General features: G+C 42.0%; 16 protein-coding genes and 1 pseudogene. 14 read left to right on the top strand and 3 right to left on the bottom strand.

Annotated features, from left to right (window positions below; genetic code table 11):
• Nucleotides 1-739 precede the first annotated feature (739 nt).
• The 4 genes from C2M32_RS10120 to C2M32_RS10105 are packed head-to-tail and all read left to right on the top strand — an operon-like array spanning nucleotide 740 to nucleotide 7,107.
• The gene (locus tag C2M32_RS10120) at nucleotides 740-1,912 is read left to right on the top strand and encodes an efflux RND transporter periplasmic adaptor subunit (RefSeq protein WP_158678197.1); all 1,173 of its coding nucleotides are present in this window, start codon (nucleotides 740-742) and stop codon (nucleotides 1,910-1,912) included.
• Entirely contained in the window at nucleotides 1,909-5,112 is a 3,204-nt protein-coding gene (locus C2M32_RS10115) for an efflux RND transporter permease subunit (protein WP_105168317.1), read from the top strand. The genes C2M32_RS10120 and C2M32_RS10115 overlap by 4 nt, the downstream gene beginning before the upstream one ends.
• Nucleotides 5,105-5,791 (top strand): response regulator transcription factor, encoded by a 687-nt coding sequence (locus C2M32_RS10110; protein ID WP_105168316.1) that lies wholly within the window; start codon nucleotides 5,105-5,107, stop codon nucleotides 5,789-5,791. Before C2M32_RS10115 ends, C2M32_RS10110 begins: the two co-directional genes overlap by 8 nt.
• The gene (locus tag C2M32_RS10105; protein WP_105168315.1) at nucleotides 5,791-7,107 is read left to right on the top strand and encodes a sensor histidine kinase; all 1,317 of its coding nucleotides are present in this window, start codon (nucleotides 5,791-5,793) and stop codon (nucleotides 7,105-7,107) included. The genes C2M32_RS10110 and C2M32_RS10105 overlap by 1 nt, the downstream gene beginning before the upstream one ends.
• Here the strand turns inward: C2M32_RS10105 and C2M32_RS10100 are convergent.
• The gene (locus C2M32_RS10100; protein WP_199886146.1) at nucleotides 7,088-7,918 is read right to left on the bottom strand and encodes a M61 family metallopeptidase; all 831 of its coding nucleotides are present in this window, start codon (nucleotides 7,916-7,918) and stop codon (nucleotides 7,088-7,090) included. The two genes, C2M32_RS10105 and C2M32_RS10100, sit on opposite strands and share 20 nt — an antisense overlap.
• Nucleotides 7,919-8,111: 193 nt before the next feature.
• On the opposite strand from C2M32_RS10100, the gene C2M32_RS10095 reads away from it, so the two are divergent.
• The 9 genes and pseudogenes from C2M32_RS10095 (at nucleotide 8,112) to C2M32_RS10055 (ending at nucleotide 15,242) form a co-directional block, all read left to right on the top strand.
• Complete coding sequence (locus tag C2M32_RS10095) at nucleotides 8,112-9,080, top strand: NAD(P)H-quinone oxidoreductase (RefSeq protein ID WP_105169271.1); 969 nt, start codon at nucleotides 8,112-8,114, stop codon at nucleotides 9,078-9,080.
• Between the two features lie 60 nt (nucleotides 9,081-9,140).
• Nucleotides 9,141-9,809, top strand: coding sequence for a GntR family transcriptional regulator (locus tag C2M32_RS10090; RefSeq protein ID WP_105168314.1), 669 nt, complete (start codon nucleotides 9,141-9,143; stop codon nucleotides 9,807-9,809).
• A gap of 89 nt (nucleotides 9,810-9,898) precedes the next feature.
• Nucleotides 9,899-10,866 (top strand): annotated as a pseudogene (locus C2M32_RS10085) (M24 family metallopeptidase); the annotation flags it as partial.
• A 129-nt stretch (nucleotides 10,867-10,995) separates the two neighbouring features.
• Complete coding sequence (locus tag C2M32_RS10080; RefSeq protein WP_105168313.1) at nucleotides 10,996-11,925, top strand: ornithine cyclodeaminase family protein; 930 nt, start codon at nucleotides 10,996-10,998, stop codon at nucleotides 11,923-11,925.
• 5 nt (nucleotides 11,926-11,930) lie between these two features.
• A complete protein-coding gene (locus C2M32_RS10075; protein ID WP_158678196.1) occupies nucleotides 11,931-12,305 on the top strand; it encodes a hypothetical protein in 375 nt (124 codons plus the stop codon).
• An 88-nt stretch (nucleotides 12,306-12,393) separates the two neighbouring features.
• A complete protein-coding gene (locus tag C2M32_RS10070; protein WP_105168311.1) occupies nucleotides 12,394-13,137 on the top strand; it encodes a transporter substrate-binding domain-containing protein in 744 nt (247 codons plus the stop codon).
• A gap of 24 nt (nucleotides 13,138-13,161) precedes the next feature.
• Complete coding sequence (locus tag C2M32_RS10065; RefSeq protein WP_105168310.1) at nucleotides 13,162-13,983, top strand: hypothetical protein; 822 nt, start codon at nucleotides 13,162-13,164, stop codon at nucleotides 13,981-13,983.
• 30 nt (nucleotides 13,984-14,013) lie between these two features.
• Entirely contained in the window at nucleotides 14,014-14,631 is a 618-nt protein-coding gene (locus C2M32_RS10060) for a LysE family translocator (RefSeq protein ID WP_105168309.1), read from the top strand.
• 59 nt (nucleotides 14,632-14,690) lie between these two features.
• Nucleotides 14,691-15,242 carry a YbhB/YbcL family Raf kinase inhibitor-like protein gene (locus C2M32_RS10055; RefSeq protein WP_105168308.1) on the top strand — a complete coding sequence of 184 codons (552 nt, stop codon included), beginning with the start codon at nucleotides 14,691-14,693 and terminating at the stop codon, nucleotides 15,240-15,242.
• An 83-nt stretch (nucleotides 15,243-15,325) separates the two neighbouring features.
• Here the strand turns inward: C2M32_RS10055 and C2M32_RS10050 are convergent, their stop codons facing one another.
• The gene (locus tag C2M32_RS10050) at nucleotides 15,326-18,166 is read right to left on the bottom strand and encodes a TonB-dependent receptor domain-containing protein (RefSeq protein ID WP_105168307.1); all 2,841 of its coding nucleotides are present in this window, start codon (nucleotides 18,164-18,166) and stop codon (nucleotides 15,326-15,328) included.
• A 202-nt stretch (nucleotides 18,167-18,368) separates the two neighbouring features.
• Here C2M32_RS10050 and C2M32_RS10045 point away from each other — a divergent pair, with 202 nt between their 5' ends.
• Entirely contained in the window at nucleotides 18,369-18,899 is a 531-nt protein-coding gene (locus C2M32_RS10045) for a hypothetical protein (protein WP_105168306.1), read from the top strand.
• Between the two features lie 220 nt (nucleotides 18,900-19,119).
• Here the strand turns inward: C2M32_RS10045 and C2M32_RS10040 are convergent, their stop codons facing one another.
• Nucleotides 19,120-20,235, bottom strand: a complete 1,116-nt coding sequence (locus C2M32_RS10040) for a hypothetical protein (RefSeq protein ID WP_105168305.1) — start codon at nucleotides 20,233-20,235, stop codon at nucleotides 19,120-19,122.
• Nucleotides 20,236-20,439 lie beyond the last annotated feature (204 nt).

Raw genomic sequence — 20,439 nt, 5'->3', positions numbered from 1 at the left:
TTCCTGTTAACACTCAATATGTCAATTGCCAAAATTCTCAAAATACGACTTTTAATAATCGAATTTTAGTAACTTACTCATAGCTACAAGGAATTACAATTGGTTAGACTACTTTATAACCGAGAATTTACTTAATCGAGAATGAGTAAAATTACATAACGAGAACGCATATTAAAAATAGTATGAAAATTAATAGCTTGAATGCTTATAAAAGTTTTAACGTCAATACTTTGAATGTCGGCTGTTCGCTTGCAGCAGCCTGTCACGTAGAAAACGAGAAATCCTTCTTAAACATCATTCAAAATAGCTGTCTCAGAAATGCGGCTACCACCTCGCGATATAGCAATCTAATGAATGGCGTTGCTGAGCGTAGACGCGATTTTTGCAACACAGCACAATGTGAGCTGTAGGTTGGAAAAGCCAGCGACGCCTTCCAAAAAAGGTGCAAAAAGGTCAACATCATTAGCGAAAGTCAAAGCAAGCGGCAGCGACTAATTTACCTAATACCCAGACTCCAAAGGCAGTACCTTGCTGGCATTAACCCTCTGGAATTTGTTTTAACCCCCTCTTAACCGCTCAAAGTTTAAACTGCCTGCATTCAGATTTACAGAAGCGCATTATGTTTAACAATTCAAATAGTTGTCATTTCTTAGGTTTCAATCGCATTAGCGGAATAGGGGTTAAATCAGCATGTTTACACAGCAATCATTTAATGTTGACTTGGGTTTAGGGCGTTATGATGAAGTTTAAATTACTAAGTGTCATGATGAGCGTGACGGCGTTTGGATGTGTATTTATTTATAACAAAGCGCACAGTGTGACAGACAAGCCAGAAGCGATGCAGCAAATAATACAGCAGACTGTAGTTAAGCAAGCAAACTTACCGCAAGTTGGCGTTATTAGTGTTAACGCCGATACTTATCGGGCGAGCGTAACAGGGCTTGGTGAAGTCACACCTCGCTATAAATTAAACCTCACCAGTGACGTCAGTGGCAAAGTGGTTTCTTTGAGCGATAAATTTTCGTCTGGTCAAATACTTAAAAAAGGCGACATCTTAGCAACGATTGAAGATAGCACTTACCAAGCACAACTGGCTCAAGCACAGGCACAAGTAGCTCAGGCAGAACTTGAATTAGCACAAGAGAAAAGGCAAGGTGAAGTAGCCTATCAAGAGTGGTTATTGGGTAAAGATGGCGGCCAAAAAGCAACGCCACTGGTACTTAGAAAACCTCAGTTAGCTGCGGCAAAAGCGAATCTTGCTTACGCACAGCAAGCCCTCAATAAAGCACAAGTGGCGCTTGATAACACGATCATCAAAGCGCCTTTTGATGCGCTCGTCGTCGCGCGTGACATTCAGCTTGGTAGCTATTTAAGTGCAAATACCAGCATCGGAGTGTTATACGATATCGAACGGGTAGAAATTTCAATCCCGTTATCAGAGCGTCAATGGCAAGAGCTAAACGTTAAAATTAACGGTGAGTTAGAAAAAGATCTTTGGCCCGTTGGTGTTGAGTTGGCTAACAATAACTTAGCACAATGGCGTGGTTATGTTTCGCGCATTGAAAGTCACATTGATACTAATACGCGTCAACGTTCGGTTATCGTTGTTGTTGAACAGCCCCTTGCGCACAACGAGCCGCTTTTTGCGGGCAGCTTCGTCAAAGTCACGTTGCAAGGTGTACAAGACGAACTCTTTAAACTTCCTGCGTCTGCCATATCGCAATCAGGAGATGTTTGGTTTGTTGACGAACAAGGTCAACTGCATAAACAAAGTGCCAATAAAGTCTTTTCAAAAGATTCATCGGTGTATGTAAAGCCACTGGCAACACAACCGTTAAAAATCGTGAAAAGACCTTTAAGTCATTTTGTTGAAGGCATGATGGTCAAAGCGGTTGATGAGGCGCTCTTATGAGCAATTTAACCAAACAATCAGGTATCATCGCTTGGTTTGCACAAAACTCGGTCGCCGCCAATTTACTATTTATAGCGGTGATCCTCGTTGGTCTTTTATCGGTTAACACCTTACGCAAAGAGGCGTTTCCGAGCCTTGAACCTGACACGGTATCGGTGTCAGTGATTTATGACAGCGGTGAGCCGGTGCAGGCTGAGCAGGGCGTTGCTATAAAAGTTGAAAATGCGCTGCAATCGGTTGGGGGTATAAAAAATATCACCTCCACCTCCAATGCCAGTGGTGCGCATGTCAGTATTGAAATGCAAAGCGGCTATGATATTGACACGCTTTATCAAGATGTTAAAGCACAGGTCGATGCTATCAATAATTTGCCACAGCGAGCGGAACCTGCCGTAATTACCAAAGCTAAACGTCAGGATCACGTTTTGTGGGTGCAACTGTATGGTGATGCCGACAGGCAAAGCTTGAACGATTGGGCCGTTAAGTTAAAAGCACAGTTGCTTGCAAAAAGCGATATCAAAGATGTACAGATCAAAGCCAAAATGCAAGCCATGATATCTGTAGAAGTCCAAGAGCAAACACTACAAGCCTACGGCTTAACGCTCAAGCAAGTTGCAGAGGCAATCAACAAAGAATCTTCATACGCGATCGGAACGAGCCTAAGGCACGAAGATAAATCGGTTCGCCTTAAGGTCCTTGATCAAGCGTTTAATGTGAGCGACTTTGAGTCAATCGTTATAAAGAGCTTTGCCTCCGGTGGTGCTATTGTATTGAAAGACATTGCAACTGTTACGCGCATTATTGAAGATGACAGTTTTGCTGTATCGCGCTACAACGGTAAAACCGCGGTGGCGCTAGAAATCGTTATGGATGACTTTGGTGACGTGGTCACTATGGTTGAGCAGGCTAAAGAGGTTGTCAGTGATTGGCAAAATTCGGCCATGCTGAGCGAAAACATCCACATTGAAAGCTGGCTAGATAAAAGTACTTTGATCACCGAACGTCTGTCATTGCTGATTAAAAACGCGCTTACGGGAATCGCACTGGTCTTCATAGTGTTAGCACTTTTTCTGAATGTGAGAGTGGCACTCTGGGTTGCTATGGGTTTGCCATTTGTGTTCTGTGGTACGTTATTCTTTATGACCGAGAGCTTCGCAGGCCTCACGCTCAACGAAATGACTACATTTGGTTTTATTATGGCGTTGGGTATTGTGGTCGATGATGCGGTAGTCGTTGGTGAAAGCATCTATCACACTCGAGCGCAATACGGCGATACCCATGAAAACACCATTTTGGGCACGCAAAAAGTTGCCGCAGCGACCATCTTTGGCGTGTTAACCACGGTGGTTGCATTTGTGGCCTTGAGTAACGTTCAAGGTCGCTTAGGGCAGGTATATGCACAGTTTGGTACGGTTGTTGCGATTGCTTTATTGTTATCTCTTGTTGAGTCCAAGCTAATACTCCCTTCGCACCTAACGCACATTAATACGCGTAAACCTGCACAATCACAGGGGTGGTGGGCAAAGCTCAGTGCATGTGCAGATAACGGCCTTAACTATTTTAACGAACACCTTTATCAAAAAGGCTTAGCTTACGCGTTAAATCATAAAGCGAAAGTAATCGTAGTATTTATCGCGTTAATGATCGGTGTGATTTCATTACCATTTACTGGACAAGTACGCGTGGCATTTTTCCCCGAAGTGCCGGGGGATACGGTTAGTGCCGATATAACTTTATATAATGATGCAAGCTTTGGTCAAACTCATAAAAACTTACTAGCTTTAGAAGAGTTAGCGATTCATAGCGATAATATGCTGCGCAGGAAATATGACCAAGGCAGCGAAACCGAAGACAGTTTTATCACCAGTATACAAGTATTGGCTGAGAGCGATACCCAAGGCACTGTGACCGTTGAGCTGGACAAAAATAGCAGCTACAGCGCGTATGAATTTGCACAGATGTGGCGCCAGTCAGCAGGTACGCTTGAAGGGGTTAAAAAGACCAAAGTACTCGCTAAAAGAGGGATGATTGATAACTTTAAGGTACTTTTAAAGTCATCAAATAGTGAAGCGCTGAACAGTGCGGGCAATGAATTGTTAGAAGTGGTGAAAAGTCATCAGGGCGTCAGCGGCGTTGACCATAACCTAGACTTAGGAGAGCCTCAATATTACTTTGAACTAACTGACTACGGTAGAGCACTGGGCCTTGATAGTGCTGAGCTATCTAAGCAAGTATTACAGAACTTTGGTGGTGATATAGTGCAACGTTTTCAGCGTGGTGAAGATGAGATCAAAGTGCGAGTGCGCTATCCAAAAACGCAAAGACAGACACTCGCTGATGTCCTCAAAGCTTATATCACCACACCCAGCGGCGTGCGGATGCCGTTAAGCGATGTTGCCAAGGTGACAAGTCAGTATCAAAGTGCCGAAATCAAACGAACCAATGGACAAAGGTCGGTGTTTATTAGTGCCGTACTCGATAAAGCAACCATCGCCCCACATGAATTGATCAAGCAGCTGCGCGACACATCATTAGCAGAGTTGACTTCACGTTATCCTGATGTGAGTTTTGAATTTGCAGGTGAGGCACAGCAGCAACAAGAAACGGGCAGTTCTATGGTACATATGTTTGTACTTGCGCTGGTGGCGATATTCGCACTACTCGCAATTCCGTTGAAATCATACTTACAGCCCTTGGTTATCATGAGTGCTATCCCGTTTGGCGTGGTTGGCGCTATCTTAGGGCATTGGATCAACGGTCTCACACTTAGCATACTGTCACTTAATGGTATCTTGGCGCTAAGTGGCGTGGTTGTAAACGACAGCTTATTGCTAGTGAATCGTTATAACCAGTTGAAAAAAGAAGGGGAATTATCAATTAAGGAAGCTGTCAGCGTGGCTGCACACTCTCGGTTACGCGCAATATTACTGACCTCAATCACCACTTTTGCGGGCTTATTTCCACTTTTAAGTGAAACATCATTGCAGGCTCAGTTTTTGATCCCCGCAGCGGCGGCATTGGGTTACGGTATTTTATTCGCATCATTAATTACATTATTTCTGACGCCAACTCTATTATTAATATTGGAACAAACAAAAAATGCACTTAGAAATCAAAAGCGAAGTGGTGGGGTTTTTAAAAAACGAAAACATGTAACTGTTGGCAACACAGGTCAAGCAAAAGGTATACACCATGAATAATACACAGCTAAGTGTTTTACTCGTTGAAGATGATAGAGATCTTGCTGCTGCGATTGTGGATTATTTCGCTTTAGAGGATGTTTATTGCGATCATGCCAGCGATGGCGCACTGGCTATCAACTTAATTGAAAGACATCACTATGAGGTGATCATCTTAGATTTGAACCTCCCAAGAATTAATGGCTTAGAGGTATGCGAGCAAATACGTCATAAAGGGGTTGATACACCGGTACTTATGCTCACCGCACGAGATACTTTAGAAGATAAGCTTACAGGATTTGAAAAAGGCGCAGATGATTACTTAATCAAACCATTTGCCATGGAAGAACTTGTCGTAAGAACTAAAGTTTTGGCCAAACGTAAAAGTGGTCAGGCTATGCGCTTAACAGTAGAAAATCTGCACCTAGATGTTAAGCGTCAAGAAGCATATCGAGGTGACGAGCTGCTCAGTTTATCACCCATTGCCACTAAAATACTGGAATTGTTGATGCGCGAGAGTCCTAATGTGGTTTCGCGAAGGAGAATCATAGAGGCAATATGGGCCGACGATCCCCCAGATAGCAACAGCCTAAAGGTACATATGTTCTATATTAGAAAGCAAGTTGATGCAAACCACGGGGTGAAGCTGGTACATACCATTGGTGGAAAAGGCTTTGCAATAAAGAAAATGGGCAGTTGATGAAAATCAGGATCAGTTTACGTATTTACGTGTTAATCGCCATGCTGCTCACTGGAATAAGCAGTATTGTGCTGTTATCCGCTCTGAGCATGCATTACTTTGCAACGGGGATGGATGTTGCGATGCGAGGCATTATGTATGCACAGGCAAAGCAGTTTGATGTTAGTAAAGTGGACTTGGCTGACAATATTAAGCAAATATCAAGTGGCAAAACAAAGCAAAACCAGCAGTATATTATTGCGTCGCGATGGCAGGATATGCCAAAGCCAATACAACTAAACATCAATGAATCTCAGATGGAATTTAACGAGTTGAACAAATATATGGTTGGAGGCGGGTGGTTTTCGCCTCCAGTAGAAGGATATTTCGCCATGAAAGTTCAAAATGAAACGCAGACCGTTTATGTTGCCACTATTTTTAGTTCCAAAGATGAGACGCTATTAGAGTCTCCAAAAGTTCCCCACTTTGTGGTTATCATCGCTACCGCTATCGCTGCAATAGCGGGGTTTGTGATTGTGCTAGTGTTGGTGCTAAGAAAAGTCACGCGGCCTGTCGAGCGTTTAAAAAACTGGGCTGGCCACTTGGATGAAGCAAAGTTAGAGCAACCGGTACCTGAGTTTCGCTTTAGTGAGCTTAATACATTGGCGAAAATGATTATCGAGAGCATGCGCAGCGTTAAACAAAGTGTTGAGCGTGAGAAACGATTTTTAGCGTATTCAAGCCATGAGTTACGCACACCAATCGCTGTAACTCGCAGTAACGCTGAGTTACTAAAGAAAATGCTCGAAAGCGACCTATCAAAAGAGAAACTACTTATTTGCGTAAATAGAATAGAGCGCGCAGCGTTAACCATGGCCTCCCTTATGGACACGCTGTTGTGGCTTAATCGTGATGTGATGAAAAAAGTACCAACCACACAGGTATCTTTGGCTGAGCTCATCAACGAGCTGATATCACAGCTTAAGTATTTGCTTAATGACAAGGCTGTTAAGGTTGCCATTAAAACCGATGAAGACACATTTGCCTTACCCGAAACCGTATGTAGGATTGTATTGAGCAATATTATTAGAAATGCTTTTGTGCATACCAATGAAGGGGTGGTAGACATTGTTCAAAATGGGCGACAAGTGACGATAAGCAATGCGGATAAAACAATGCAGCACAGCAGTAACGAGTTAGGCTTTGGTCTGGGACTCGAACTAACCCAGAGACTAACCACTCAGTATCAGTGGCAGTATCATAGTGAAGACACAGGGCATGGCCGCACAGTGACCATCTATTTTCATGATGAATTGGTTAAAACCTCAGCATGTTGAGTTGCGTTTGGGTGATCAAGGGAAAGTCTTTGCGCATAGCATAAGTGTTGAAAAGATTAGAAAAAATAGCGCTTTTTGACAGCTTGTCTAAAGTTGTCAAAAACTGCTTTGCAGTGTGATTAGCGTGTTTACAGCATTGTTGATATTGTTTTATCAGTTGCGCAATTGAAGTATAAGGGCCGGTTTGCTCTTTCAGGGCTAGTTCGGCTTCAATAAAAAACGCGGTACCGCTCCAGTATACCCTCTGTTGCGCTCCCAGCTGCCACATATCATCGGCAACCTCACTAAGTGGCCCTTTAACAGAATAACTCTGTTGACGACCTCTGTTGAGCCCCGCACTTAGTCGCTCTTTGAATTCGTTGTAACTAATGATCCCATTGTCTAACATAATGATATTCTGCAAGTAGGTAGCGAGGCCTTCGCTAAGCCAAAAATGCTCATAAGCAAACAAAGGGTGATATAGGTGTGATAGTTCGTGATAAAGCGTCCAGTCTTTAATCAAAGAAGACTCACTTGCATAGCGATGAAAATGTAGTTCGATACCATCAAATCTACCACGTTTAACACTGGCCCATGGCACGGGCTCAAACGCAAAATATCTGGGACGTAGCTCAATGGGTAACACGCTTTGTTGCAAGACTCCGAGCGTTTTGAAGGTGCTTTTTAGACCGTTATCAATCCAGTTTTCTACCTTTTGTTGATGCGCTTCATTGAGACTCGACAAGTTAGTATATTGCACTTCCACGGCGTTAGTCGTTGTCGAGAACAATAACACCAAGCAGAGCATAGCTTTTAATAAAGGCGTACACATAAATATGATTCCAGTTTGGGTATGCAATAATAGACCGCTCAAATGAAAAACAATTACACAAAAATTGTATTTAGCATACTAGCTTAGCGCGAAGGCTAGTGTTTATCTGTGGCTATAATGTAGCATCATGGGTGAATGAATAATTGTAAACGTTGGAGCACACTACATGGTGACAGAGCAACATAAAGCAAAAATGAATTATATCAGCTATGACGACTCAGGAAGGTTACACATAGCACAAACCCATATTCCGACACCTAAGACACATGAAGTATTGCTCAAAGTCGCTGCTTTTGGAGTTAATCGTGCTGACTTGCTGCAAAAGCAAGGCAAATACCCAGCTCCAAAAGGTGACAGTGAGATCCTCGGATTAGAAGCGGCAGGAACGGTCGTTGCATGCGGTGACTCGCAATGGCAGGCGTTGCTCGGCAAGCGGGTGTTTGCGATTACCGCGGGCGGCGCATATGCAGAATATGTTTGCGTAGACGCTGAGCAGTTATTTGACATACCAGATGGCGCGAGTTTTGAAACCGCCGCGAGCTTGGCCGAGGTTTACTTAACAGCGTTTGATGCAGCGATAAGGGTTGGTGGTTTACACAAAGAGCAAACACTGCTCATACATGGCGGCGCATCAGGGGTTGGCAGTGCGGCCATTCGCTTAGCAAAACAGCTAGGTGCTTACGTAGTCACAACGCAAAGTAGTGAAGAAAAATGTCAGTATGCTCGTCAACTAGGCGCTGACTTGGCAATTAACTACACTCAAGATGACTTTGTAGCCGTGATGAAAGCAGGCGGGATCACTGCGAATGTGATCATAGACCCAGTAGCTGGAGAATATATTAGCAACAACATCAAAGTTGCAGCGATGGATTGCCACTGTATTACCATTGCGATGTTAGGTGGGCGTACAGTTGAGCTTGACATGGCACACGTTCTAGCAAAACGCTTTAATTTACATGGTTCTACGTTACGTAATCGAGACCAGGATTATAAAAGAGCACTTGTTAAAGCGTTCAAAGAGCAGTTTGCCAGCTGTTTGTTTACAGACGTCCTGCATATTCCTATTTTTAAAACAGTGACGTTCTCAGAAATTGAGTTGGCACATGCAATTTTGCACAAAAATGAGAACTTAGGTAAGGTGGTAGTGAAGATCTCATTGTAAATATGGCGATAATCAATAATCTATGTATAATGTATGCTAAATGCAATTTGAGAGAACATTATGGCCATCGAGCATAAAACACGTACGCAACTGGTTGCTGAAGCAATCAGAGAAAAGATTTTATCTGGCGAAATCAAAGCGGGCGAACCGTTGCGTCAAGCAGCACTTGCCGATGAGCTCAATGTCAGTCGTATTCCGGTCCGTGAAGCGCTTTTGCAATTAGAGTCGGAAGGGCTTGTGAATTTTGAGGCACACAAAGGTGCAACTGCGACACAGCTAAGTGCGGAGCAAATTGATGAAATATTTGATTTGCGAGCCTTGTTAGAAGCTGAATTACTTAGCCATTCAATTGAAAATCTTACACCAAGAGACTTATTAGAGGCAGAAGCAATACTTTTTGATCTCGAAGAAGCGACGGCAGCCGGTGACACAGAATCTGCTACCGGCAAACTCAATGCTCAGTTTCATGCCAAGCTGTACAGCAAAGCTCAGCGTCCTCAAACCGCTGAATTAGTTGATGTATATAGTAAAAACTCCGAGCGCTACGTACGTATGCATATTTTGCTAGCTGGTGGTATTAACACCGCACCAGAGGAACACCGAACCTTGCTTGAGTTATGTAAAAATAAAGATGTTGAGCAAGCATGTGCATTTTTGAAAAAGCACATTACTGGTGCCAAAGATGATATCAAGCAGCTATTAATCAAGATGGAACAAAATCATAATTAGCATATATGGTTTTGAATATTTAATATTGTATACAATTTAAATTTGCGTTATGTTATTGCTCAAGAATTAGAGCAATAACAATTAACGCCATGAATGCTATCTACCTACGTCGACAACTTCAGATCAAGCAACAGCTTAAAGCTCAACAAATTGATAACCTACTGGTTTTTGGTTTTGAAAATATTCGCTACCTCAGTGGGTTCAGTGGCAATGCAGCTTATTTACTGATTACCCCAGCCAACAATTACCTGATCACTGACTATCGATATTTTGAACGTGCAAAAGAAGAGTCATACCACTGTGAAGTGATCTGCCGTGATAGAGACAACCAAACACTTGGCGAATGTATTAAGCAACTATTACCAACTGGCGCAACAGGGTTTGATGCAGCTTATGTAACTGTGCCCGTTTGGCAGGAAATCCACTCACAATTACCACATCTAGAGATTTCTCCGGTACTAGGACTAATTGAAGCGCAACGTGCCAGCAAAGATGAGTGGGAAATAAACTGCATTAGAAAGGCGGCAGCAATTGCGGATATTGCGTTAGCTGACGTGTTAAAGCAAGTATCGCTTGGTGTGACAGAAAAAGAGCTTGCCACTGAGCTTGATTATAAAATGAAAAAGCTCGGCTCAGACGGCGTCAGCTTTGAGACCATATTGCTGTTCGCAAAACGCAGCGCCTTACCTCACGGTAAGCCTGGCGATACTAAGCTTCATCATCAGGATTTAGTATTGATTGATTTTGGCGCGGTAGTTAACGGCTATCGGTCTGACATGACAAGAACTTATGTATTTGGTGAACCAACAACGCAGCAACAACATATGTTTGATACGGTGTTAAGTGCTCAACAGGCAGCACTTGGAGAAGTTAAGGCCGGAGTGGATTGCAAGTACCTGAATAGTTGCTCTGAACAAGTATTGTTTTCAGCGGGTTACCAAGATTATGCTGGTAAAGGCTTAGGTCACGGAGTGGGACTATTTCTTCATGAAGTGCCTTTTATTAACAGCAAAACGGATTATACATTGCGGCTGCGAATGTCATTACCATAGAACCTGGCGTGTATTTACCTCATATAGGCGGCGTGCGTATCGAAGATGATATTTTAGTGACCGATACAGGTTTTGAATACCTAACCAACGCACCAAAATCGTTTATTTTGCCTTGTTAAGTAAGGACCACATCTATGAGAGTTATTTCATCTGATCAAGTTCATCAAACGCTTAGTTTTAAAAGCGTGATAAATGAACTCCAGCAGGGTTTTGCCAAACCAGCAGGAACTCCTCCACGGCATGTTTATCCACTGGCTGAGTCTTCAGCAGATGCGTTTGCGGTATTACCAGCGTGGAACGATGAATTCATTGGAGTAAAAGCTTTTACATACTTTCCAAACAACGCCAGTGAAGGATATGACAGTTTGTATTCAAAGATAATGTTGTTTGAACGTTGTCATGGTGTGCCACTTGCGTTGATAGACGGAACCAGTGTTACCCTTTGGCGTACTGCGTCTGTATCTGCTTTGGCCAGTCAGTACCTGTCTCGTAGAGACGCAAAGCACTTGGTGTTTTTTGGTACAGGTAAGTTAGCACCGTATATGATTAAGGCGCACCTAGCTGTGAGAGATCTTAATAAAGTGACTGTGATAGCAAGAAATAGTACCAAAGCTGCGAAGCTTATAGAGCGACTCAGAGCCGAGTGTCCAGACGTTGAGTTTGTCATTGGACAGTCAAATGAAATAACCATAGCCAGTGCTGATATTGTCAGCTGTGCTACGGGGTCTCATGTGCCTTTGTTTGACGGAAGTTGGTTAAAAGAGGGCGCTCATGTGGATTTAATTGGCAACCATCATGCTGATTGTTCTGAATGCGACATAGCGACTATCACGCGCGCGACCGTATTTGTTGATAGTAAAGTGAATGTGCTTAAAGAAGCTGGGGAACTACTGATCCCAATTGCACAGGGCGTGTTCAATGCAAATAATGTCGTTGCTGAGCTCAGTGAAATGCATAACATGACATGGCAGCGCCAGAGTCACGAAATAACGGTATTTAAATCGGTAGGTATGGCGTTGAGTGATTTAATTACTGCATCGTTAGTTTATCGGTTAAATAGCTAATGATTATGTGGTCGATATTGGTGGCTTTGAGCATTGCCATAATTGTTTTGGCGATAGCTCTGAGTAAAAAGAAAAGGCTTTGGCGTCAAGTTCAGGTAGAGGGGCTGACGAAAGTTAAACAGCATACAGCGGGACCGATTGAGGTGCTAGGTGCATCAAGCTTACTTGTTGAATTTACCTATGATGACAGAAAATACAGTTGTCAGACCGCATTTAAACAGTCGCTTTATGACTCTTTTAATGCAAAAGAACCAACCTTCATTTTTATCGACCCAGATAACCCATCACAATGTTTAGACAACGCATATGAAAAGTCACGCTACGTGAAACTATGGTTGCTGTTAACTCTGCTGATGATAATTTGTATTGCGTTAAGCTAACTATAATGAGCATATTGATTTGCGCAACGTTCACTTTGGGTTACGCTAAGTAGTAATTAAATAATTTATTCTTAGCTTAACCCGTGTTATGAAAATACTCTGTGTGTTCATCGTTTTATTCATTACGCAGTTTGCATATGCAACTCAAAGCGAAATAGCACAGCTGCGATTTTGTTTTTCAAGGTGGTGGCCTTACAACTACACTGAAAGTGGTGAAGTAAAAGGTATGCAAATTGATATATTGAAGGCCGCATTTAAAGGCAGCGATGTGGTGTTAACCTTCTTAGAGTTACCCTTTAAGCGTTGTAAGGATCAAGTAAAGCTGGGTAAGTACGACTTTATTTTAGATATAGACGAGTCAGATAACCTGAACATGGTTAACTACTCGATTTCTTCATGGCAGCTGGCATTCGCAGTCGCGCGAGATCAGAATTTAAAATCCATTAATGACGCTCAAAACCTTCCAACTTTTAGGGTGATACTCGCCCAAGAGTATGACTATCCTCAGGAGGTGTTTGACAAGTTGCAGCAACTCAAAGCTCAGATTGCTAGGCGTTCTTACTACGAAGCGTCAGATGAAGACGCAAAAGTCTTATTTAGTATTCTAAAAACATCCCACGTAGAAGCGTTGTTGGTTGATAGATATTGGGCAAAGCAGGTTGTAGCAAAACATCAACTTCCGGTATACGTATTTGATGAGCCTTTACATATCGAGCCGCAGTATATAGGTTATAGCGCCCAGCATAGCGCTGATAAATCGCAGCTACTGGAGCAAAAATTACATGCGCTAAGCACTAGAGAGTTAAGCCAAATTAGAAAACGTTATCGTTAGCTAAAACGATTTATAAGGATTATTTTGCGGTTAGATAAGTTCACAAAGTTATCTGTCATTGCAGTGATGTTTGCTGGTATAGATTCTGGCGGCGCGTTACTTGGCTTTTGGTCGGTCACCGACGCCCACACACAACATTATATCTTGCTATTTGAATTTATGACACTCAGTGTATTGATGCTAAACAGTCTATTGATTTTGAGGGCTGTGCAAAGCGTGCCTTGGCGTCGTATGTTGGCTACAGGATGTAGTACGTCATTGCTATTGTGTATATTGGGTGATGTTGTGAATTTCAATCTAGGCAACCAATATTTTGCTCATAGCGATGTCATAAAGCATGATTATTTACTCGATTCAGTGGCGTTTTTTGCTCCGGGCTATGCATTGCTGCTGTTGGTTATGGTTTACGTTTTAAAACACTATTACAGCAACAAGAGCTTGCTGTTGGCAGCTTTGTTATCATGCAGTGTTGCAACGCTAAGTTACATCAGCATGGTCAATCTCGAGGCAGAGCTGTATGTTGTTTCGGTGTCGTATTTTTATAGCTTACTAATTTCACTGATTGCAACCAGCGGTATATTACTTTGGTATAAATACGGTATGTCTGCGCCGCTGCGTATTTGGCTGTGCGCAATAGGCTTGGTTTTTGCGACCATTGCAGATAGTCTCATTGGTGTGCTGTGGTTATTTGGTAATGATGGGCAGGGGTTTTATCCGCTGGCTAGAGAGTTAAATTGGCTGCTTTATATAGGCTCGCAAAGCTTAGTGATCCACTTGCCTCGTGTGATTGAATTAAACCAGCGAAAATGGCAAAGCACGCCAAACATGGTTAACCCAATGAGCTGATAATAAGAATTTTAAGGGAGCGTAGGTTATATGGAGTATTTGTTCGCAGTATTATTATTTGCTATATCATCTTCGGTTACACCTGGGCCAAATAATGTTTTGGTAATGACATCAGGCGTTAACTTTGGGATCAGAAAAAGCTTGCCGTTACTTTGTGGTATATGCATTGGCTTTACCATAATGCTATTTTTGGTGGGTGTTGGTTTTATGCAGTTGTTCATGCTTTATCCGCAATTCCATTTAGGCATCAAAATAATAGGTGTGGCATATCTACTATATTTGGCGGTGTTAATTGCAAAATCTGCGGCGTCTTACAGCGCTAAACAACACAGTTCACCTCTGACCTTTTTAAATGGTGCTTTATATCAATGGGTAAACGCTAAGGCTTGGGTTGTGGCATCAGGGGCCATTGCTGCATTTACCACGGTTGGAACTGTTAATTTGGAACAAAACATACAAATCGCAGCGGTGTTTTTATTTGTGTCATTTCCATGCGTTGGTGTTTGGCTAGTGTTTGGTTCAGTACTGAAAAAATACCTTACTCACCGAAACTACCGACAATGGTTTAACTACTCAATGGCGCTGTTATTGGTATTGTCGGTGCTTCCTGTACTACAGGAGATTAAGCAACAACTTTTCCCTACATAGCATTCAATGCACAATAAATTAAACAAGTTTAAGATTAAATCACACTAAGAGAGCACGATATGAAAACCTTCTCTACGCTAGCACTTATAACATTATTCACGTCTCCTTTTATTAGTCATGCACTGAACCTATCAAGTACAGATATTGCACAAGGTAAACATATGACTAAAGCACATCTCTTCAATGGGTTTGGTTGCGAAGGCAAGAATCTTTCACCACAGTTGGCTTGGTCTAATGCGCCCCAGGGAACGAAAAGCTTTGCGTTGACAGTATATGACCCTGATGCGCCAACTGGCAGTGGCTGGTGGCATTGGCAAGTGATTAACATACCAGCTAATGTTAGCGAGTTAAAAGCGGGCATTGGTGCTTCTGGGGGCGCACAGCTACCAAGTGGTGCACTGCAAGTTAAAAATGATTATGGGATTGAGAGTTTCGGTGGTGCCTGTCCTCCAAGTGGCCACGGTGTTCATCGTTACCAATTTACTGTTCATGCTTTATCTGTTGAAAAGTTATCATTGCCGGAGGATCCATCTTCAGCTCTAGTGGGTTATATGATCAATGCAAACAGTTTAGCCTCAGCAACGATTGAAGCACTATACAAACGAGATTAGGGAACTAGCACAAAATCGGCCATGCTTTGGGGAAACTAAAAAGGGCGGGCAATAGTTTGCTCGCCCTTTTACTTGTTATACGCTTAGAACTTATATGAGATCTGTGCGTAGCCGAAACGGCCGATATTATCGTATGAACCACTTGCGTCAGTCGTTCCCGTTACGTATTTTATTGGTGCTTTATTAAATACGTTATCAATGCCGAATTTAACGGTGACACCCATATCAAAATGATAACCTACAGTAATATCACTAACCACATAAGATGGGTAAGCCATAAAGTTAGAGAAATTTGGATTCTTTGCTAACTCATCGGCTCTAAAACGATTTGTTCTCTCAAGATAACGAACTCTCAACGATGCGAAATAACTTTCAAAGTCATAGTTTAAGTCAAATGTACCTTGCCAAACAGGCTCTGAGTCTACACCAGCGTATTCCTCAAAGGTATGGCTTTCTTCTTGGAAAGGAAAGCTCTTACGCTCAATTAGACGAGTTGCCATTAATCGCGTTTTGAAATTACCCACATCCGTCTTGATATCATAATTAACTTCGAAATCAATACCAGATGCTTGTTGGCTCGCAATATTAAGAACGATATCTCTTAGGTCTGTGATTTTACCTTCGTTGTTACGCGTAATTAAGGCGCAATACTGGTTGTTAATGCTGTCTGCATCTACACAACGCTCTACAATCTGTTGAGCAAGTATTGTGTCAATCGCGTCATCCAACTGGATATTCCAATAGTCTACAGTGATGCTTAAGCCATCAATGTATGTAGGGGTGAATACTGCACCAATGGTGTAACTCGTTGACTCTTCGCCTTTAAGCGCTCTGTTACCGCCAGAGGTGCCTTTTATGCGAGACTCATCGTAAGGATTGTCAAAGCCAGAAGGTACACCTAAAGCTGCACAGTTAGCTACTCGTTTAGCTTTGGCATCACCCGTGACTTCGTTTAAGTACTTAACGCGACATGGGTCGTCAATACTATAGAAGTTTTCGCCAAGCGCACCGTATAGTTCGCCAATATTAGGGGCACGAAGCGCTTCAGACAATGTAGAGCGAACTCTCAGCTCATCGTTGACCTGCCAATCCAGTCCTGCTTTCCAACTAACCACATCACCAATGGTGCTGTAATCAGCGTAACGAGCGGCAACTTCAAGTGTTAGGGTATCAACGAATGGTAAATCACCAAGCAAGGGCAGGGATGTTTCAGCGAATACTTCTGCGACTTCGAACTGACCTACATCTTCACCAAGCGCATTGAAGAATGTGTCACCACTTTTGGCATTATCGTCTTCACTAGTGCGGCTCTTTTCTTCTCGATACTCCAAACCAAATGCCACGCCTACCGGCCCAGCTGGTAACTCGTATATTGCTGCATTAGCAAGCGTTCCACCGACATTCAATTGTTCAATTTTACTATGGCCAACAGACACTGTGTTGACATAGTCGATAGATGCTTGGCTTGGACGATTAATACCCATGATGTCCATTGCAACACAGCCGTTGGCTCTGGCAATTTCGTCGCGACAAATGATATTGCCTTGGGCGTCTTTGATGGCATCTGTTGCAGCTCTAAAGTTTGGCTTTATCAAGTTATTGTGATTAGCACGTTCTAGTTCGGTAATACCAGAGTTAACATACACTTCATAGTCCCAGTACTGTGCTACTAGCCCTTTAATACCGCCAACAAATCGAGTTGTTTCACGGGTGTTGAGCTCAAATCGTCGCCCTATATCTGTATTGAAACGATTAACGGTAATTGAGTCTAATGAATTTCTATCCATCAATGCGGCGGTTGTAGGATCTAAAAATGCGTTATCTCGAGTGATCTCAATCCCTGAACCAAAATAAAAGAAGCTTGGCTGTCCCCAATCTTCTGATTCGGTCTTTGCATATTTACCTTCAAAGTAGACCAAGGTGTCATCATTAATTTCATAATTAGTTTTGAAGTTAACGATATGTCGGTCAAACTCGGGTTGAACGTCGGTAAACTTGCGTAAGTTTACATATTCACAATTCGAACAGCCAATACCGTCGACTACACCGTCAATTTGAATTGGACGTGTCGCACCATTTTCATCAAATGTATACCAATTTCCAGCCAGTTTATAAGCGCCAGCTTCATTGATTGCAAAGATCCCAGCGTTTTCAAACATCAGGCGGTCTGGATTGTCCAAGGCATCCTTGTTTGATGCGTCTTGATTAGGGTTACTTAGCTCTCGGTAAGCACCGTTGGTAAATTCATTATCTAGTGCATTGAGTCTGTTTTGCGAAGCGTATTCGTATGAAATACCAAAATTACCACGGCCATCCATAAAATCACGACCGAAAGAAATCGACAGCTTGTCGTTGGCATAATCTGAGTGCTGAGCTTCACCACGAGTGGCTGAGGCAGTAAAACCATCAATATCTTCTTTAAGAATAAAGTTTACCACACCTGTAACCGCGTCAGCGCCGTATACAGCTGATGCGCCCCCTGTGATAACTTCAACGCGCTCTACCCAAGCTGTGGGGATTGTATTCGTGTCAACTGACGCAGTGCCTGCGTTGCTAGAGACGTGACGTTTACCATTAACCAGTACCAATGTGCGGTCAGTTCCCATGCCTCTCAGGTCAAGAATATTTAGACCTGAAGTACCAATATAACGTCCTGAGTTTTGCATCCCATATGTAGGCTTGAGACTGGGCATTTTGTTTAATGCTTCACCGATATTAAGTGCACCAGTGTTGACTAATTCTTCACCAGTAACAACAGATACAGGGCTCGGAGCGATGGTGCCTTCACGTAATATACGAGAACCTGTAACTTGAATCTTCTCAACAGCATTATCTTGAGCGACAGCGATATGTGTTGGCGCGCTAAGCGTTGCTCCCAAACAAAGTAATTTAACTGATTTACTAATTGGACTTAATTTGTTCAATTTTTTGATTTCCTAACAGTGCTATAAAAACTTAGCACGAAAATAATTGTTATAAAATGACTGCTCATTTTTGAGCGGGCGACATCATAATGCTTGATTTTAATGTTTGCAAATAGGGTAATAATTATGTATTTATTATATATACCAACTGTTTTAAGTTGTGTATTTGATGTTTTGTGATATTTATAAAAAGGAGTAATGTATGAAAAATAAGTTACCACTATTAATAGCTGCGCCGGTTATGTTAGCGAGTGTAAAGGCTTTGGCGGTTCCACATGAAGGTGCACCAGAGCAGTGGAATGGCTACTTTAAAGGCCAGTGTGAATTGAGCTCTCCTAAAAGAGGCGTGTTCTACACTTTCCCAATGGCACTTGAGATTAATGATGTAACTAAGAAAAAAGCTGATTGGATCATTACCTACGGGGAGGGAGAGACGCAGCAAGTAAGGAACTATAGCCTGCTTACAATTGATAGCGATCTTGGTCATTATGCGGTTGATGAAAACAACGGTATTGTGATTGACCAATATTTGATTGGTAATGAGTTTATGAGTCTATTTGAAGTAGCCAGCACGAAAATTCAAACTACATACACGCTGGACTCAAATGGTACTATGGATGTTTCAATGGAAAGCTTTACATTTGACCCAGTGAGAGAAAATGATATAGGGTCATATACAGTATCTAGCTACGCATTAAAATCTAAGCAAAAGTGTAAATTATATAAGTGGTAATTTTGGTTTTGTAAAAATTATTATATATTAATTTACTACAATGGCTTGGATTTTGTTAGAAAATATAACTCTCCAAGCTCTTTATTAATAATCATTTTATATAATGTAATAAGTGAGGCTCACTTAAAAAGTTTACATGAAGTTACATTATAAATGCTGATAAAATAGTGATATGGCAAAGGCCATATCACTATTTAAATACCATAAACTATAACTGTGATTAGTTCATTACGTTAGTAAATGAAATACCCTTGTGAGTTACTGTCTCGCCTTCTTTAGCAGATGGACGAGAGTGCTTAACCACAAGCTGCATTTTTCTAGGGTGGAAGAAGCCAGGATCGTCATAGGTTAACTTCAACTCATACATACCTGCACCCAATTGACGCATCGATACTGTGCGTTTTTCTACAAGCTCTTTAAACTCAATTGGAAGCGATTCATCGCTAAGCTTCGCTGATACAAACTCAATGTTTACAGGCTCACCATCCAGTTTTGCATGAAGCATGAAGTAATACTCGTGCACACGGCCTTTTAACCTTCTGTCGATATAGTCTGTACTTAGCTGGATCTCTTTTTTAGGGGTATAATCTGACTGCTGTAAACCGACCACTTCGTACAGGTAATCACGATGCATTTTGCCTTTACATTCGGCGATACCTTGTCGATACCATTTGATTGTTTGCCAATGTAGCTTAAGTAACTGTGCGGCAGCAACGGCACCAATTTTTAATGGATTTGGTACACCACCGCCATTACCAGCTGCAACGGTAACTATGCTAGGGCTTAAAGCATTGGCAACACCATCGGCTGCAATACTTAAAATACCGATAACGGCTTCGTCCGGTAATACGAACACTGCGAATGGGAATTCTTCCAAAAGGTCTTCGAAAAAGTCACAGTGCGCTTCGTTGTAGTCGTCGTATGTTTTAGCTTCTTCAGATGCTGTGTTGGCAGTCATCACGGTGTACTGCTTATACTTTGGAGACGATTCAAACTTATCAATAGACCTTTGTAGCTGAGCAACTTTACTCAGATGATTGGGTAGCTCCCAAAAACTAGGGTTTAGCTCCATGGCTTGATAAGTTTCGCGTAATTGCTGTTGTGTCATCTGATTAATCATGCTTTTTGCGAGTTCAAGCTGATTAATAGTTTCTTGACCATTTTGAAGTTGTGCGACCGCGTAAATTGAGTCATCGAAGTAGTCATGCAAATCACTACGAAAATCATTGAGTTCACTGCTTGTAAGAGTTGTAGTAGCTGCGTTTGAATAAAATGGCAAAGCTGCTGAACATGCAAGTCCCAAAGCTAATGCACATCCTTTTAAATTATAAGTCATAAGTTTTCCTAGTTAGAGTTTTAATAAAAAACATGAAATATACATTTCGAAACGCATTATTAACTAATGTTTACTAAAAGTGAGGTCCGACCAGATAAATACCCCAATTAAGGCACTGAAATGAAAATTATTATACATAAATTATGTTGTTGATTAAATTTATATTATTTTGTTTTTGTGAATTAAATAATTCCGTTTAAACTC

The organism is Pseudoalteromonas sp. T1lg23B, from assembly GCF_002964665.1.
In the GTDB taxonomy this organism is placed as follows: domain Bacteria; phylum Pseudomonadota; class Gammaproteobacteria; order Enterobacterales; family Alteromonadaceae; genus Pseudoalteromonas.
The sequence above is the reverse complement of the archived record's forward strand: the minus strand, read 5'-3'. Positions and strand labels throughout refer to the sequence as shown.